This is a genomic window from Mesorhizobium loti R88b (assembly GCF_013170845.1).
Taxonomy (GTDB): Bacteria; Pseudomonadota; Alphaproteobacteria; order Rhizobiales; family Rhizobiaceae; genus Mesorhizobium; species Mesorhizobium loti_B.
This window is the reverse complement of sequence record NZ_CP033367.1, coordinates 5794426-5810885: the sequence shown is the minus strand read 5'-3', so window position 1 is coordinate 5810885 and position 16460 is coordinate 5794426. Positions and strand designations below refer to the sequence as shown.

16 protein-coding genes and 1 riboswitch are annotated in these 16460 nt (G+C 64.2%); of the genes, 11 read left to right on the top strand and 5 right to left on the bottom strand.

Annotated features, from left to right (window positions below; genetic code table 11):
• Positions 1 to 6 precede the first annotated feature (6 nt).
• The 8 genes from EB235_RS28485 to EB235_RS28450 are packed head-to-tail and all read left to right on the top strand — an operon-like array spanning position 7 to position 9322.
• Positions 7 to 864 (top strand): carbohydrate ABC transporter permease, encoded by an 858-nt coding sequence (locus EB235_RS28485; RefSeq protein WP_027034066.1) that lies wholly within the window; start codon positions 7 to 9, stop codon positions 862 to 864.
• A gap of 2 nt (positions 865 to 866) precedes the next feature.
• On the top strand, positions 867 to 1985 hold the full coding sequence (locus tag EB235_RS28480; protein ID WP_027034067.1) for an ABC transporter ATP-binding protein: 1119 nt from the start codon (positions 867 to 869) through the stop codon (positions 1983 to 1985).
• The gene (locus tag EB235_RS28475) at positions 1982 to 3106 is read left to right on the top strand and encodes an ABC transporter ATP-binding protein (RefSeq protein ID WP_027034068.1); all 1125 of its coding nucleotides are present in this window, start codon (positions 1982 to 1984) and stop codon (positions 3104 to 3106) included. The genes EB235_RS28480 and EB235_RS28475 overlap by 4 nt, the downstream gene beginning before the upstream one ends.
• Positions 3106 to 4659 carry an FGGY-family carbohydrate kinase gene (locus tag EB235_RS28470; RefSeq protein WP_027034069.1) on the top strand — a complete coding sequence of 518 codons (1554 nt, stop codon included), beginning with the start codon at positions 3106 to 3108 and terminating at the stop codon, positions 4657 to 4659. Before EB235_RS28475 ends, EB235_RS28470 begins: the two co-directional genes overlap by 1 nt.
• A gap of 10 nt (positions 4660 to 4669) precedes the next feature.
• The gene (locus EB235_RS28465; protein ID WP_027034070.1) at positions 4670 to 5710 is read left to right on the top strand and encodes a 2-hydroxyacid dehydrogenase; all 1041 of its coding nucleotides are present in this window, start codon (positions 4670 to 4672) and stop codon (positions 5708 to 5710) included.
• Between the two features lie 45 nt (positions 5711 to 5755).
• Positions 5756 to 7273 carry a glycerol-3-phosphate dehydrogenase gene (locus tag EB235_RS28460; protein ID WP_027034071.1) on the top strand — a complete coding sequence of 506 codons (1518 nt, stop codon included), beginning with the start codon at positions 5756 to 5758 and terminating at the stop codon, positions 7271 to 7273.
• Positions 7273 to 8331 (top strand): class II aldolase/adducin family protein, encoded by a 1059-nt coding sequence (locus EB235_RS28455; protein WP_032926924.1) that lies wholly within the window; start codon positions 7273 to 7275, stop codon positions 8329 to 8331. Before EB235_RS28460 ends, EB235_RS28455 begins: the two co-directional genes overlap by 1 nt.
• 49 nt (positions 8332 to 8380) lie before the next feature.
• Entirely contained in the window at positions 8381 to 9322 is a 942-nt protein-coding gene (locus EB235_RS28450; RefSeq protein WP_027034073.1) for a sugar phosphate isomerase/epimerase family protein, read from the top strand.
• 60 nt (positions 9323 to 9382) lie between these two features.
• Here EB235_RS28450 and fba read toward each other — a convergent pair whose 3' ends face one another.
• Positions 9383 to 10447, bottom strand: a complete 1065-nt coding sequence (gene fba, locus EB235_RS28445; protein ID WP_027034074.1) for a class II fructose-bisphosphate aldolase — start codon at positions 10445 to 10447, stop codon at positions 9383 to 9385.
• Positions 10448 to 10718: 271 nt separating this feature from the next.
• Between fba and EB235_RS28440 the strand changes: the two genes are divergently transcribed.
• Genes EB235_RS28440 through EB235_RS28430 form a run of 3 tightly spaced genes read left to right on the top strand, consistent with a single transcriptional unit; the run spans position 10719 to position 12735 of the window.
• Entirely contained in the window at positions 10719 to 11483 is a 765-nt protein-coding gene (locus EB235_RS28440) for a DeoR/GlpR family DNA-binding transcription regulator (protein ID WP_027034075.1), read from the top strand.
• Positions 11484 to 11538: 55 nt separating this feature from the next.
• Positions 11539 to 12267 carry a triose-phosphate isomerase gene (locus EB235_RS28435; protein ID WP_245268984.1) on the top strand — a complete coding sequence of 243 codons (729 nt, stop codon included), beginning with the start codon at positions 11539 to 11541 and terminating at the stop codon, positions 12265 to 12267.
• A gap of 27 nt (positions 12268 to 12294) precedes the next feature.
• Positions 12295 to 12735, top strand: a complete 441-nt coding sequence (locus tag EB235_RS28430; protein ID WP_027034077.1) for an RpiB/LacA/LacB family sugar-phosphate isomerase — start codon at positions 12295 to 12297, stop codon at positions 12733 to 12735.
• Here the strand turns inward: EB235_RS28430 and dhaL are convergent.
• From dhaL to EB235_RS28410, 4 genes are all read right to left on the bottom strand, one after another.
• Positions 12732 to 13367: a dihydroxyacetone kinase subunit DhaL gene (dhaL, locus tag EB235_RS28425; protein ID WP_027034078.1), complete on the bottom strand. Its 636-nt coding sequence runs from the start codon at positions 13365 to 13367 to the stop codon at positions 12732 to 12734. The genes EB235_RS28430 and dhaL overlap by 4 nt on opposite strands.
• Positions 13368 to 13382: 15 nt before the next feature.
• Complete coding sequence (locus EB235_RS28420) at positions 13383 to 14390, bottom strand: dihydroxyacetone kinase subunit DhaK (RefSeq protein WP_027034079.1); 1008 nt, start codon at positions 14388 to 14390, stop codon at positions 13383 to 13385.
• Between the two features lie 68 nt (positions 14391 to 14458).
• Entirely contained in the window at positions 14459 to 14932 is a 474-nt protein-coding gene (locus tag EB235_RS28415; protein ID WP_027034080.1) for a 6,7-dimethyl-8-ribityllumazine synthase, read from the bottom strand.
• Between the two features lie 77 nt (positions 14933 to 15009).
• A riboswitch (FMN riboswitch) is annotated at positions 15010 to 15157 on the bottom strand.
• A 101-nt stretch (positions 15158 to 15258) separates the two neighbouring features.
• Positions 15259 to 16434 carry an MFS transporter gene (locus tag EB235_RS28410; protein ID WP_027034081.1) on the bottom strand — a complete coding sequence of 392 codons (1176 nt, stop codon included), beginning with the start codon at positions 16432 to 16434 and terminating at the stop codon, positions 15259 to 15261.
• Between the last annotated feature and the right edge of the window lie 26 nt (positions 16435 to 16460).

The following is a 16460-nucleotide window of genomic DNA, read 5'->3' as shown; positions in this document are numbered from 1 at the left end:
GCCGACATGGAACACACCTCCTTGCTCGAACGCATCCTGCGTGGCGTGGCACTGACGCTGGTTGTGATCTTCTTCATGTTCCCGATCGTCTGGATATTCATGATGTCGTTCCAGACCAACGAGACCATCCTGCGCATTCCCCCGCAGCTCATCTTCGAGCCGACGCTCGCCAACTACACGGCGTTGATCACCGGCAAGCTGATCACCGCCGCCGGCACGCTCGACATTGCCTTCATGCGCAACCTCTGGAATTCGGTGTTCCTGTCGACCACCTCGGTCGCGGTCTCGCTGCTGCTCGGGGTTCCAGCCGCCTATGCCTTCGCACGGCACAAGTTCCGCGGCTCGGAGGACATCGCCTTCACGCTGCTGTCGTTCAAGTTCGCGCCGGCGCTCTTGGTGTTGTTGCCGCTCACCCTCTATTTCCAGAAGCTCGGGCTGGCCAACACCTATATCGGGCTGATCTGGGTCTACCAGCTGATCTGCCTGCCGCTGATCCTGTGGATCGTGCGCGGCTATTTCGAGGATATTCCGGCCGACATCGAATATGCCTACCGCATCGGCGGCCATTCCTGGTTCGCCACCTTCCGCAAGATCGCGCTGCCGCTCGCTGGCCCGGGCATCGCCGCCGCCGGCCTGCTCGCCTTCATCTTCGCCTGGAACAATTTCGTCTTCGCGCTGGTGCTGGCGTCGGCCGACAAGCAGCCGGTGACGGTCGGCGCGCTCGCTTTCATCACTTCCTCGGGCATCCAATACGGTCAGATTTCGGCGGCCATCGTGCTCTCGATCACGCCAACGCTTGCGCTAGCGCTTTATGCGCAGCGCTATCTCGTCGAAGGCCTGTCGCTCGGCGCGGTGAAAGGTTAGATATGGCCAGCCTCGAACTCAGAAACATCGTCAAGCGCTACAAGAGCCAGACTGTCCTCGACAATCTGTCGCTGACCGTCGCCGATGGCGAAACCCTCGTGCTGTTCGGTCCGTCGGGCGCTGGCAAGACGGTGCTGCTGCGGCTGGTTGCCGGCGTCATCGATCCGGACGAGGGCAAGATATTCATTGGCGGCGACGACATGACCGATGTCGATGCGGAGTTCCGCGGCATCGGCATGGCGTTCCAGAACTTCGCGCTGTTTCCGCATATGACCGCGTTCGACAACATCGCCACGCCGCTGGAGGCCAAGCGTTCCTCGCAGGGTGCGATCAAGGCCGGCGTCGAGAGCGTCGCCAAGCTGTTGAAGATCGCCCATGTGCTCTCCCACAAGCCGCGCGCGCTCTCCAACGGCCAGAAGCAGCGCACTGCGCTTGCCCGCGCGCTGGTCGGTTCGCCGCCGCTTCTCTTGCTCGACGATCCCTTGCGCAATGTTGACGCCAAGCTGCGCTTCGAGATGCGGCTCGAACTGCCGCGCCTGCTCGCCGATCGCGGTGCCACCGTCGTCTACGTCACCCAGGACTACAAGGAAGCCATGGCGCTCGGCGACCGCATCGCTGTGATGTCGCAAGGCGTCATCCGGCAGCTCGGCACGCCCGAGCAGATCTACCGCGAGCCGGCCAACATCGAGATCGCGCGGTTGTTCGGCGACCCGACCATCAACCTACTCGACGTCAAGCCTGCGCGCGATGCCAGGGGCATCTATGTCGGCCTCTCCAACGTCCAGGTCCATCTGGCCGGCGCCTACGACACGGCGGTCGGCCGCGACTGTGTGATCGGCCTGCGGCCGGAAGCGTTGAGCTTCGTCGAGGAAACCACGCCCGGCGCCATTCCGGTGACGGTCGAGGCGGAGACGCCGCTCAACGAAAAGATCGTCACGCTGGTGCGCACCGTGCGCGGCCGCGAGATCCTGGTTTCGCGCCCGGCCGGAACGCCGGGGCGCAGCGAGGGCAAGGCCCATATCGCCGTCGACGGCAAGAGCGCCTTGCTGTTCGATCACGCCAGCGGCGAGCGCATCGGTTCAAAGAACGTCGTTGCTTTGCGCAATGGAGAAGCGGCATGAGCCAGAGCGCACTGACCATTTCCGGCGTCGATAAGTTCTACGGTCCGATCGACAGGGGCGTGCACGCCGTCAAGAACCTGACCATGGAAATCGCCAAGGGCGAGATCGTGGCGCTGCTCGGTTCGTCGGGCTGCGGCAAGACCTCGACGCTGCGCATGATCGCCGGTTTTGAAGAGGTCTCGCGCGGCACGATTTCGGTTGCTGGCCGCCAGGTGCACACTCTGCCGCCGGTCAAGCGCAATGTGGCGATGGCCTTCGAAGGCTACTCGCTCTATCCGCCGCTGACCGTGCGCGAGAACATGGCTTTCGCGCTCAAGGCGGCGAGGCTGCCGAAGAGCGAGGTCGACACCAAGGTCGCCAGCATCGCCAAGCTGCTTGAGATCGAGGACATATTGGAGCGCTATCCCAGCTCCATCTCCGGCGGCCAGCAGCAGCGCGCCAGCCTCGGCCGCGCGCTGATCCGCGAGGCTGACCTGCATCTCCTGGACGAGCCGATGGGGCAGCTCGAACCACAGCTGCGCGCTGTGCTGCGCGGCCGCATCAAGCACTTCATCAAGGAGCGCGGGCTGACCGCGATCCTGGTCACCCACGACCAGACCGAGGCCAATGCGCTTGCCGACCGCATCGCGGTGATGGAGGGCGGCGTGCTACAGCAGTTCGATACGCCAGATCGGATCAAGGAGCGCCCGGCGAACCTGTTCACCGGGACCTTTGTCGGCGAACCGCCGATGAACGTCTTCGAGGCCTATGTCGCAACCGCCGGCGGCCGCATCAATCTCAGGCTGCCCGACGGCCTGTCGCTCGACTACGACAAGGATGCCTTCAGCGCTCCGGTCCGCGACCAGCTGCTCAGCCGCGAACGGGTCGTCATCGGCATCCGGCCTTACGCGGTCCGACGCTCGAAGGAGGGGGTTCCCGCCAGGGTTTCGGCCAATCAGTGGCTCGGCGACCAGACCCATATCGCTGCCGACTTCGCCGGCGGTTCTCTGGTCCTGGTCGAGCACGACCGCACGCGTCTCGATCTGGGTGCACCGATCAATGTCAGCATCGATCCGAAGAACCTGCACGTCTTCGACCAGGCGAGCGGCGAGGCGATCTCGCACGGCATGGAGCTTGCGTGATGCGTGACGTCCTGATCGGCATCGATGCCGGCACCTCCGTCATCAAGTCCATCGCCTTCGACACGGCGGGCAGGCAGATCGCTGCCGCCGCGCTGCCGAACCACTATGAAACGCTGCCGGGCGGCGGCGCCGAACAGGATTTGGCGCGGACATGGAGCGATGCCGCCACAACCCTGCGCCAACTGGCCGACAAGGTGCCCAATCTCGCCAACCGGACGGTGGCGATCGCAGTGACCGGGCAAGGCGACGGCACCTGGCTGATCGACGGCAAGGGCGAGCCGGTGGCCAAGGGCTGGCTCTGGCTCGACGCGCGCGCCGCCGCCGTCGTCGAAGAAATCCGCGCGCGGCCCGAGGATCGGCTTCGCTTCGAGAAGACCGGCAGCGGTCTCGCCGCCTGCCAACAAGGTTCGCAATTCGTCTTCATGAAACGCACCATGCCGGAAATGCTTGGCAAGGCGGCGACCGCGTTCCACTGCAAGGACTGGCTCTATTTCAGGCTGACCGGCGAACGCGCCACCGATCCGTCCGAGGGCACCTTCACCTTCGGCGATTTCCACACCCGCGACTATAGCGACGACGTGCTCGACGTGCTCGGCGTCGCCGATCTCAGGCATCTGCTGCCGCCGATCGTCGACGGCACCAGGCACAGCACCGGGCTGTCGCAGGCGGCCGCCGATGCCACCGGCATGCTGGCCGGCACGCCGGTCGTGCTCGGTTATGTCGACGTCGTCTGCACCGCGCTCGGCGCCGGCCTGCTCGACCGCGAGCGCAAGCCAGGCTGCTCGATCATCGGCTCCACCGGCATGCATATGCGGCTGGCCGAAACCCCCGACGATGTGCAGCTGAACGACGCGGCGACCGGTTACACTATGGCGATGCCGGCGCCCGGCGTGTTCGCGCAGATGCAGTCGAACATGGCGGCGACGCTCAACATCGACTGGGTGCTTGGGCTCGCCTCCGGCATTCTCGCCTCGCAAGGCATTTCGCGCAGCAATGGTGAGATGATCGCGCTGGTCGACGCCTGGATCGCGGCCGCGCAGCCGGCCTCGCTGCTTTATCAGCCCTACGTGTCGGAGGCAGGTGAGCGCGGGCCATTCGTCGATGCCAATGCGCGGGCAGGGTTCGTCGGCATTTCCTCGCGGCACGGCTATGCCGACCTCGTCCGCGCCGTCTTCGAGGGCTTGGCCTTCGCGGCGCGCGATTGCTATGCGGCTATGGGGCCGCTGCCGCGCGAGGTCCGGCTGACAGGCGGCGCCGCAAGGAGCCCGGCGCTGCGCAAAATCCTGGGCGCGGCGGTGGGTGCAGACATTCGCACCAGCGCGCGCGAGGAGGCGGGCGCGGCGGGTGCGGCGATGATCGCCGCGGTCTGCGTCGGCCTATACCCGTCCATGGATACATGCGTCGGCGAATGGGTGACGCCGCTGCTTGGCGAAGCCGAGCCGCGCGACCGCAGCCTCGCTGCGATCTACGACAAGATGACCCCGTCCTACATGTTGGCGCACCAGGCGTTGCGGCCGGTCTGGCGCGCGATGGCTTCAGTGCAGGCAAATTGAGAAGTCGAGTATGCGTAGAAGAATAGCGATCATTGGCGACAACTTCATGCTCCCGGAGGTGTTTCGCGCCAAAATCGAGAAGGTCGCGAGCGGCGACCTCGACATCAGGACGTTGCAGACGGCCTGGCCCGACGAACCGATGGAGTTCGGCAATCCGGCGCTCGGCCTCGACAAGGTCAAGGAGTATTTCGGCCACCCCGACGAGGTGGTCGACTTCATTGGCGATGCCGAGATCCTCGTCACCCAGCTGGCTCCCCTGTCGGCGGACATGATGCGGCGCCTGCCTGATCTCAAGCTGGTCGCGGTTTCGCGCGGCGGCCCGATCAACATCGACATGGCTGCTGCCAGGGCGCACGGCATCACCGTGGTCAATGTGCCTGGCCGCAACGCGACCGCCGTGGCCGAGTTCACCATCGGCGCCATCCTGGCCGAGACGCGGCTGATCCGGGTCGGCCACGAGGCCTTGCGCAAGGGCGAGTGGCGCGGCGATCTCTACCGCGCCGACCGCACCGGTCGTGAGCTCAGCGAAATGACGGTCGGCGTCGTCGGCTATGGCAATATCGGCACCAAGGTGGTGCGCCTGCTGCGCGCCTTCGGTTGCCACGTCCTGGTCAGCGATCCCTATGTGCAGTTGAGCGCGGAGGATCGCAACGCCGGTGTCGAACTGGTCGCGCTGGACGATCTCCTGTCCCGCTCCGATGTCGTCACTCTGCATTCGCGTGTGACCGAGGAGACGCGCGGCCTGATCGGCAAGGACACCATCGCGCGGATGAAACCTGGCGTGATCTTCGTCAACACCGCACGCGGGCCGCTGGTCGACTATGACGCGCTCTACGAGGCGCTTATTTCAGGCCAGATCGCCAGCGCCATGCTGGAGACCTTCGCTGTCGAACCGGTGCCTGCCGACTGGCCCTTGCTGCAGCTTCCCAACGTGACGCTGACGCCGCATATCGCCGGCGCTTCAGTGCGCACCGTGACCTACGCCGCCGAACAGGCGGCTGAAGAGGTGCGCCGCTACCTCGCCGGACTGCCTCCGGTCAATCCATGCTGAGGCAGCCGCCATGACGCATCAAACCGGCATCGGGGCCACGGCGACATGAACGGCGGTCCTGAAATCGTCGACCTCTTCGTCATTGGTGGCGGCGTCAATGGTGCCGGCATTGCGCGCGATGCCGCCGGCCGCGGCCTGTCCGTCATCCTGTGCGAGAAGGACGATCTCGCCGAAGGCACCAGCTCGCGCTCGGGCAAGCTCGTCCATGGCGGTCTGCGCTATCTCGAATACTACGAATTCCGTCTGGTGCGCGAGGCGCTGATCGAGCGCGAGGTGCTGCTGGAATCGGCGCCCCACATCATCTGGCCGATGCGCTTCGTGCTGCCGCACAGCCCGGACGACCGTCCGGCATGGCTGGTGCGGCTCGGCCTGTTCCTCTACGACCATCTCGGTGGCCGCAAGCGGCTGCCGGCGACCCGCACGCTCAACCTGCGCACCGCGCCAGAGGGCGCGCCGATCAAGGACGCGTTCAGGCGCGGTTTCGAATATTCCGACTGCTGGGTCGACGATGCCCGCCTCGTCGTCATCAACGCGCTCGATGCCGCCGAGCGCGGTGCGAAGGTTTTCACCCGCACCGCTTGCACCGCCGCCCGCCGCGAGAACGGCCTGTGGGTTGTCGAGATGCAGGATGGCAGGACGGGCATCAGGACGGTGGTTCGGGCACGTGCACTGATCAATGCCGCCGGCCCCTGGGTCAACGATATCGTCAACCGCGTTGCCGGCCAGAACTCCAGGCGCAATGTGCGCCTGGTCAAGGGCAGCCATATCGTCGTGCCGAAATTCTGGGAGGGAAGGCAGGCCTACCTCATCCAGAACAGCGACAAGCGCGTGATCTTCATCAACCCCTATCAGAACGATCTCGCGCTGATCGGCACCACCGACATTCCCTATGAGGGCCGGCCTGAGGACGTGGCGGCGGAGGAGAGCGAGATCGATTACCTGATCAAGGTGGTCAACCGCTATTTCAAGCGCGGTCTTGCGCGTGACGATGTCGTCTATTCGTTCTCCGGCGTTCGGCCGCTCTATGACGACAATGCCGACAACCCCAGTGCGGTGACCCGCGACTATATTTTCGAGCTCGACGCACCGGACGCGCAGGCGCCGCTGCTCTCCGTCTTCGGCGGCAAGATCACCACCTTCCGTAAATTGGCCGAGCATGCGCTGGACAGGATCGCTCCGTTTTTCCCCCGCATGGGCAAGCCCTGGACAGCCAAGGCGCATCTGCCGGGCGGCGACATCGTCAATGCCGATTTCGAACAGTTTCTCGGCGACCTCGGACGCGAATATCCGTGGATGCCGGCGTCGCTGCTCAAGCATTATGGCCGGCTCTACGGCACCAGGACACGTCTTCTGGTCGGTGCCGCCGGATCACTCGCCGGGTTGGGGCGCTGCTTCGGCAAGGATTTCTTCGAGCGCGAGGCCAATTATCTGTTCGACCGGGAATGGGCTGTGACATCTGCCGATATTCTCGAACGGCGCACAAAGCACGGCCTGCATCTGTCCGCGGAGGAGAGGGCGGCCTTCGAGCATTGGTGCGCGAACCGGCTGGCGAGGGCGGGCTGATGGTCCATAAAGGCGACAACCACTCCAGCGAATTCTGCATGCTGCGTTCCTTGTCGGCCAGCGTCGGCGCCGACCCGCTGCTGGTGCAGGGGGCAGGCGGCAACACTTCCATCAAGCAGGCCGGCGTGCTGTGGATCAAAGCCTCCGGCACCTGGCTGAAGAACGCGCGCGACGATGAGATCATGGTGCCGGTAGCACTTGCGCCGTTACTCGATGCCGTAGCGCATCGCAGCCCGGCGGCCGAGACGGCCGGACAGTTCACGCTGGCGGACCTCAACCCTCGCCAGTTACGGCCCTCCATCGAAACGACGGTGCATGCGTTGCTGCCCCAGAAGATCGTCGTCCACGTCCATTGTGTCGAGACGATCTCGATTGCCGTGCAGGCCAACGCCGAGGCCGTGCTGGAGGAACGCCTGCGCGGCCTCGACTGGGCTTTCGTGCCTTATCGCCGGCCTGGCCTGCCGCTGGCGCAGGCAATCGCCGAGCGGCTGAGACCTGCGACCAACGTGCTGGTGCTCGGCAATCACGGGCTGGTGGTCGCCGCCGACACGGTTGCCGAAGCAGCCTTGCTGCTGCAACGGGTGACCGGACTGCTTGCGCGGTCGCCGCGACCGGCCCCGCCGCCCGATCTCGACGCACTGCTAAGGCTCGCCACTGGCAGCGACTACCGGCTGCCGGCCTCGGCCGCCGCGCATGCCGTTGCGACCGATCTCGCCAGTTGCCGCATCGCGGCTTCCGGCAGCCTCTACCCGGATCATGTCATCTTCCTTGGTGTCGGCTCGGTGATCGCCGGTCCCGGCGAGAACGCGGCGGCGGTTGTCGCCCGCACTGCGGCCGCGCCAACCTCCATTCTCTTTCCCGGCAAGGGCGTGCTGATGCGCCGGGATGCCAATGCCGGCACCGAAGCGATGGCGCGCTGCCTGGCCGATGTCGCCGCGCGCGTCGAAGGTGCCGCGCGCGTCAACTATCTCAGCCCGAAAGAGAATGCCGAACTGTTGAACTGGGACGCTGAAAAATACCGCCAGCAACTCAACCGCGAGGGGGCGACGCTGCAATGACGGCATTCTTTGCCACTAGCCTGCGCCAGTATTGAGAGGGATCGCCGCCTTGGCCTTCACGCTCTCTCTCAACACCAATCCGCTGGTCAATCGCTTCGCCGATCCGGATGACTTGATCGACACGATCGCTTACGAAATCGGCATCCGGGACGTGCAGCTGACGCATGAATTCGTCAATCCGGGCTGGCCGGCGGCGACGATCGTCAAATTCATCCGCCTGTTCCGCAGCGCGCTCGACCGTACCGGTGTGCGCGTCACCTCGGGCATGACCGGCCCTTACGGCCGGCTCAATCATTTCGGCCATCCCGACGCCGATGTGCGCCGCTACTATGTCGACTGGTTCAAGACCTTCGCCGACATTTCAGCCGAGCTTGGCGCCAGCGGCATGGGCACGCAATTCGCCATCTTCACCCATCGCGACTATGACGACCCCGAGCGCCGCGCACGGCTGTTCGACATAACACTGGACTGCTGGCGCGAGGTCGCCGAACACGCCCGTGCGGCTGGCCTGACCTATCTGTTCTGGGAACCGATGTCGGTCGGCCGCGAGTTCGGTCATACCATCGAGAGCTGCCGGGGGCTGCAAGGTGCGATCGACGCGGCCGGGATGGCCATTCCGCTGGAGATGATGGTCGACATCGACCATGGGGACGTCACCTCCAGCAACCCGGCCGACATCGATCCCTATGCGTGGGCGGAAGCCTTTCCCAGGAAATCGCCGATCATCCACATCAAGCAATCGTCGATGAACAAGGGCGGCCATTGGCCGTTCACATCAGCCTACAACAGAGATGGCCGCATCACGCCCGAAAAACTGCTGGAGACGGTACGGCGCGGCGGCGGCACCGACAACGAGATCTGCCTCGAACTATCGTTCCGCGAGCGCGAGCCGGTCGACCATCAGGTCGTCGCCATGATCCGCGAGTCTGTCGACTATTGGGCACCGTTCATCGATGCCGGCAGGTCCGGCCTTCTGCCAAAGGCCGGATAGAAATCGGGCAGGAGCGGATGCGGCTCCTGCCCGATGAAAGGAGATTGAAGTCGCCTGAACTCAGCCGAATTTCGGATCGAGGCTGCCCGACTTGTAGCGCTTGGCCATCTCCGAGACCGGCAGCGGCTTGATCTTCGGCGCGTTGCCGGCGGTGCCGAACTGCTCGAAGCGCTCCTTGCAGAGCTTGCGCATGGCCGCCATTGCCGGCGTGAGATATTTGCGCGGATCGAACTCGCTCGGGTTTTCCGTCAGCACCTTGCGAATAGCACCGGTCAGGGCCATGCGGTTGTCGGTGTCAATGTTGATCTTGCGCACGCCGTGCTTGATGCCGCGCTGGATCTCTTCCACCGGTACGCCCCAGGTCGGCTTCATCTGGCCACCATATTTGTTGATGATCTCCTGCAGATCCTCCGGCACAGAAGACGAGCCATGCATCACCAGATGCATGTTGGGCAGCCGCCGATGGATCTCCTCGATGACGTTCATCGCCAGCACCGCGCCGTCCGGCTTGCGCGAGAATTTGTAGGCACCGTGGCTGGTACCCATGGCAACCGCCAGCGCATCGACATGCGTGTCCTTGACGAACTGCACCGCTTGTTCCGGATCAGTCAGCAACTGGTCGTGACTGATCGCGCCTTCGACGCCATGGCCGTCTTCCTGCTCGCCACCGCCGCTCTCCAGCGATCCCAGAACGCCGATTTCGCCTTCGACCGAGACGCCACCCCAATGCGCCATGTCGACGACGCGCTTGGTGATGCCCGAATTGTAGGTGTAGTCGGCCGGCGACTTGCCGTCTTCCTTGAGCGAGCCGTCCATCATCACCGAGGTGAAACCGTACTGGATCGCGGTGACGCATGTGGCTTCGTTGTTGCCATGGTCGAGATGCATGCAGACCGGGATGTCGGGGTGGATTTCGACCAGCGCATCGATCAGCTTGGCCAGCACCACGTCATTGGCATAGGCACGCGCACCGCGGCTTGCCTGCAGGATGACAGGCGACTTGGTCTCTTCCGCCGCCTCCATGATGGCGAGGCCCTGTTCCATGTTGTTCATGTTGAAGGCCGGCACGCCATAGCCGTATTCGGCGGCGTGATCGAGCAATTGTCTCAGTGTGATGCGAGCCAACGAATAGTCTCCCGTATCTGGTTTCAAACCTGTGGTTGCGGACTGTCCGCGCATCGTCCAGCCCACCGATGCTTCTGGCCGGATTTCGGCGCAACCGCAACCGTCACAGCCCGTCCCGGCAGCAATTCTTGTTACAGCGCAGCGACGAGAGTAAGCTTAATATCCCAAGAAATTATCCCATTATCACAAAATTTCTGATACTTTTGCGACGATAGCTGTTATGTCTGCGCTTGATCAAGGAACCACGCTGCGGCGTTGGCGGTCGGCGGCAATGAAGAGCGACATCAGACGGCAAGGCATCATGGACTTTCTGATGGACGCCGGTCAGGCCAGCGTCGACGATCTCGCTTTGCGCTTTGGTATCTCGAAAATGACCGTGCACCGCGACCTCGACGAACTCGAGGAAAGTGGCTTCCTGCGCAAGGTGCGCGGCGGCGCCTCGATCCAGCCGAGCAGTCTGTTCGAAAGCGATTTCCGCTACCGGCAGAAGCAGGCGACCGAGGAGAAGCAGCGCCTCGCGGCAGCTGCCGTGGCCATGATCGAGCCCGGCCAGACGGTGATCATCGACGACGGCTCGACGGCAGGCGGCATCGCGCGCCATCTCGCCGATTTGCGGCCGCTGACGGTGATCTCCAACAATCTGGCCGTCATCCAGGAGCTGGCCGGCGCCGGAGGCATCAACCTGATCGCGCTTGGCGGGCAATACAGCAAGAAGTTCCACGGCTTCTTCGGCCTGCTCGCCGAGGACATGCTCAAATCGCTGCGCGCCGACGTCGCTTTCCTGTCCTCATCCGCCATCCATGGCGCCTCCGCCTTCCATCAGGACCAGGAGGTGGTGCAGGCCAAGCGGCTGATGATGGCGGCGGCAACCCGCAAATATCTTCTGGTCGATCACGGCAAGTTCGGCCGTACGGCGTTGCATTTTCTCACCAATCTCAAGGCGTTCGACACGGTCTTCACCGGCCGTGAGCTCGAGCCGGGGTTGTACGAGGCGCTGGATGCCGCCGGTGTCCCGGTGGCCCTGGTCGGCAACTGAGTTCGGCACTGAGCAAGGAGTACGCGTGGTGTATTGGGTTGGTACAAGCTGGAAGATGAACAAGACGCTCGCCGAGGCGCTGGCTTTCGCGGAGCGCCTAGCCGGCTTCAATCCCGGCTTCGATGACCGCATCCAGCCTTTCGTCATCCCGCCTTTCACAGCGGTGCGCGAGGTCAAGCGGACGCTGTCATCGACGCGCATCAAGGTCGGTGCCCAGAACATGCATTGGGCCGATGCCGGCGCCTGGACCGGCGAGATCTCACCACTGATGCTGAGCGATTGCGGGCTCGACATGGTCGAACTCGGCCACAGCGAACGGCGCGAACATTTCGGCGAGACCGACGACACCGTCGGCCTGAAGACGGCGGCTGCGGTGAAGCACGGATTGATACCGCTCATCTGCGTTGGCGAGACGCTTGCCGAGCGCGAAAGCGGGCAGGCCGATGCCGTGCTAAGCGCCCAAGTCGAGGGCGCGCTGCAATTTCTCGAAGGCGAAGCAAAGAGCGCAAAAATCCTGTTCGCCTACGAGCCTGTCTGGGCGATCGGCGATAAGGGCATTCCGGCCAGCTCCGACTATGCAGACAAACAGCAGGCGCTGATCAAGCGGGTGGCCGGCGGCCTGCTGCCGTCCGTGCCGCCGGTGCTCTATGGCGGCAGCGTCAATCCCGGTAACGCTGCCGAGCTGATCGGCCAGCCCAATATTGACGGCCTCTTCATCGGGCGCTCCGCCTGGCAGGCGGATGGCTATATCGACATTCTCGGCCGCGCTTCGGCGGCGATCTGAAATCATCCAAACACGAAAGGGAAAGACATGAAAATAGCCATTGGAGCCGACAGCGCCGGCAAGCCGCTACTCGATGTCATCGCCGCTCACCTTGCCACCAAGCCGGGCCTCACCGTCAGCGATCTCAGCCAGGCCGGTTACTATGCCGACCTGTCGCAAAAACTCGCCCAGACCATCATCGACGGCGAGAACGAGCGCGGCATCCTGTTCTGCGGCACCGGCATCGGTGTCTCGATCTCGGCCAACAAGGTGCCAGGCATTCGTGCCGCGCTTACCCACGACACTTACTCGGCCGAGCGGGCGGCGAAATCCAACAACGCCCAGATCATCACCATGGGCGCCCGTGTCATCGGCCCGGAACTGGCCAAGGCGATCGTCGATACCTGGCTCGCTTCCGAGTTCGACGAGAAGGGGCCGTCTGCCGGCAATGTCCAGGCGATCGACAGACTCGACGCGGCGAAGGTTTAACCCAGGCTCTTGCGTATCGCGCCGACGACGGTGACGGCAGACGCCGCGCCCGGGTCCATATGGCCAAGCGACCGCTCGCCGAGCCGCGAGGAGCGGCCCTTGGCGGCAATCATGTCCTTGGTCGCTTCCGCACCGCGCTGGGCGGCGGCAAAGGCCGCCTCAAGACTCTCAGCCAGGGTCTTGCCGGCGAGATTGGCTGCGGCGGCCGCTTCGGCTGCCGGCTGCCAGGCATCGACCATCGTCTTTTCGCCAGCTTCCGCTTTGCCGCGATCCTTGATGCCTTGTGCCATGGCCTGGAACAGGGCGATGAAGTCCGCGTCCGCCAGCGTCGCCTTGCCTTTGACGGCTGCGGCGGCGCGCATGAAGGCCGTCGCATAGAGCGGGCCTGACGAGGCGCCGACGGCATTGAGGAAGGATTTTGCTGCGGTGTTGAGCAGCGCCGTCGGTTCTGTCGCCGCAAGGTCGAGCGGCGCCATCGCATCGCGCACGGCATTGAAGCCGAGCTCCATCGCAATGCCGTGGTCGGCGTCGCCGATGACGCCGTCGAGCTGGCAGAGCCGGTCCTTGTCGGCCCCGACCGCCACCGCGATCGCATCGAACATTCGTTTCAGGTCAGCGGCATCGATGGTCACGGGAACGCTCTTTCGTCAGCCGGCACGGAACATGGCACAGTCGCAGGGGTGGTCGAGCATGGTCTGCAGTTCCTCGTCGAGATGCATCAATGTCACCGAGGCGCCGGCCATCTCCAGCGACGTGCAGTAATTGCCGACCCAGGTCGCGTGGATGGAAACGCCGATGTCGTCGAGCCTCTGCTTGACGCGGCGGTTCATGATGTAGAGTTCCATCAGCGGCGTCGAGCCGAGCGAGTTGACCAGCACGGCGACCTTGTCGCCACGCTTCGGCGCCATCTCGGCGAAAATCTTGTCCAGCATCTCATCCGTGATCGCGTCGGCGGTCCCGAGCTTGCCACGCGCGATGCCGGGTTCGCCATGGATGCCCATGCCGATCTCCATCTCGTCCGCGCCGATCTCGAAATTCAGCCGCCTTGTCTGCGGCAGCGAGCAGGGCGACAGCGCCACGCCCATGGTGAAGGTGTGGTCATTGGCCTTGCGCGCGATGCGCTCGACCTCGTTCAGGGACAGCATCCGGTCGCAGGCGGCACCGGCCGCCTTGAAGATAAAGAAATTGCCGGCGACGCCGCGGCGCTTGTGCCGCTGGTCGCGCGGCGCCGAGGCGACGTCGTCGGTGGTCAGCACCGTGCGCACCTCTATGTCGTCCATCGCGGCCATCTCGGCCGCCATGTCGAAATTCATCACGTCGCCGGCATAGTTGCCGTACATGAACAGGACGCCGGCGCCGCCGCTCACCGCTTTGGCGCATTCGAGGATCGGATCGGGCGGTGGCGAGGCAAAGACATTGCCGATGGCGGCTGCGTCCGCCAGCCCCTTGCCGACAAAGCCGAGAAAGGTCGGCTCATGGCCCGAACCACCGCCGATGACCAGCCCGACCTTGCCGGGCCGCGGCCCGTCACGGGCGATGATCGAGCGCGGGCTGCCGTCCGCGCTCCTGAGATGGCGAGGATGCGCGGCGAGGATCCCTTTGAGCATCTCGTCGACGGCGCGGTTGCCATCATTAATGATCTTCTTGGTCTGCACCGGCATCCTCCCAACCTTTCGCAAATACTACCGGGTGTTATCGCGATTTCCACCCGGCCGGGAACATTTCATGCCGCGATCTTTTCCCGTGCTGCGAGAATTTCCACGCAGGCCTTGGCCGCTTCCTTGCCCTTGACGGTGAAGTGCTCGAAGAAGAAGCGGTGGTGCTCGGCGCTGTCGTGATAATTCAATGGCGTCAGCACCGCCGAAAGCACCGGCACGCCGGTCGACAGCTGCACATTCATCATGCCGTCGATGACGGCACTGGCGACGAACTCATGCCGGTAGATGCCGCCATTGACGACGAAGGCTGTGCCGAGGATCGCCGCATAGCGGCCGGTCTGGGCCAGGGTCTTGGCATGCAAGGGAATTTCGTAGGCGCCGGGAACATCGAAGACATCGACGGCGAAGCGTTCGCCGCCGATGACAGCCAGTTCCGCCTCGAAAGCGTGCACGCATCGGTCGACGATATCCGCGTGCCACCGCGCCCTGATAACGGCGATGCGAACAGTTTCATAGTCTTTGTGGGAATGCTGATTCATGGGTCCATCCTTCCGTTTCGAACCAGAATCAGGACGCACGATACGGAAACCGGCCCGCCAAGGCGGTCCGTTTTCCGTGTCGTTCTCTTTCATCCGGACTCTAACCGTCGGCTCCGGAATCACACCGGATCTGCTGACCTTTCCGATTGTGTCGGAAAGCGCTCGCGGGCTCGGGTCGAGACCCTTACCGCCGGTGGGGACTTTCACCCCGCCCTGAGAACATTAACGGGCTTTGTATGGAAGGGCAGGGGTCCCGCTGTCAACCGGGCGGCAGGCCGATGGCCAATCACGTTCCGTCGACTGGAACAATCGCTGAAAGAACCGCTTTATCGCGTGCGCCATGCCGCTGCCGACGCGGCCACCAGCATGAGCAGCGCCGCAACCATCGCGCAGATGGCAAAACCGAAGGTCGAATAGAGCGGGCCGAAGCCGGTGGTGCCGATGAAGACCGCCAGATAGGTCACCGCACTGTTCAGGCCCATGATCGTGCCACGACGCGAGGGATCGAGTGCGGACAGGCAGGTGACCAGGACGTTCAGTCCGAAATGGTTGGTAAGTCCCCAGATCGCCACCATGGCCAGGGTCAGGCCGAAATTGTTGCTGGTCGCGGCAATGGCGATGTAGACGGCAGCCACAAGCAGATAGGCGAATGGCATGACGCGTCGCGCACCAAGGCGATCGATGGCGCCGTCGAGAAATGCTGCCGTGCCGAAGCCGATGCCATAGGCGAGTGCGGCAAGACCATTGGCGCTGACCGGCTCACCCAGCCCGACATGAAGATGGTCGCCGAGATAGCCATAGACGCCGTAGAAGGCGGTCATGAAGGCGGCGCAGGCGACCAGAAGTGGCAGAATGCCAGGAATGTTGAGCGCCTCGAGCGGGGCGGGCGCCGGGCCGGCCCTCCTGGCGTCGCTGAGCGACGTCATTGTCAGCCCAACCCAAGCCAGGGCCGCAAGAACCGCAACCGCCGCGAAGACGGCGCGCCAATGCACGAGATCGGCAAGCACGGCTGACAACGAAACACCAGCCACCATGCTGAGCGTCCAGCCGGTCAGCACGACGCCGATCGTCCCGCTTTCGCGGCCGGGCGGCGCGATCGCCGCCGCGCTGGCATAGATCGCAGGCATGGCGACGCCGGCGGCGATGCCGGCCAGAAGTTGGGCGGCGACCAGCGTGATGACCGAGGGCGCCACCGTACTCGCAACAAGCGCCAGCGCCAGCAACAGCAATGCTCCCTGCAGCATCCGGCGTGCGCCGAGCCGGTCGATGTAGCGTGCCAGGAACAGGGCGCTTGCCGAGGTGCCAAGGCCGAACGCCGCCGCCGCGATCATCACGACCGGCACGCTGGTTCCAAACGACGAGGCCACGGCCGGTGCGATCGGGCCTAGGACCAGCGAATTCGAGCCGATCACGGCGATGCAGCCGGTCAGCAGATAGGCGAGAGCCGGGATCGGCGGTCTGGCGTCCGCTGTCAGGGCTGTAGCTTGATCGCTATTCGACATATGGCCATAATGGCCGTATTAAATTC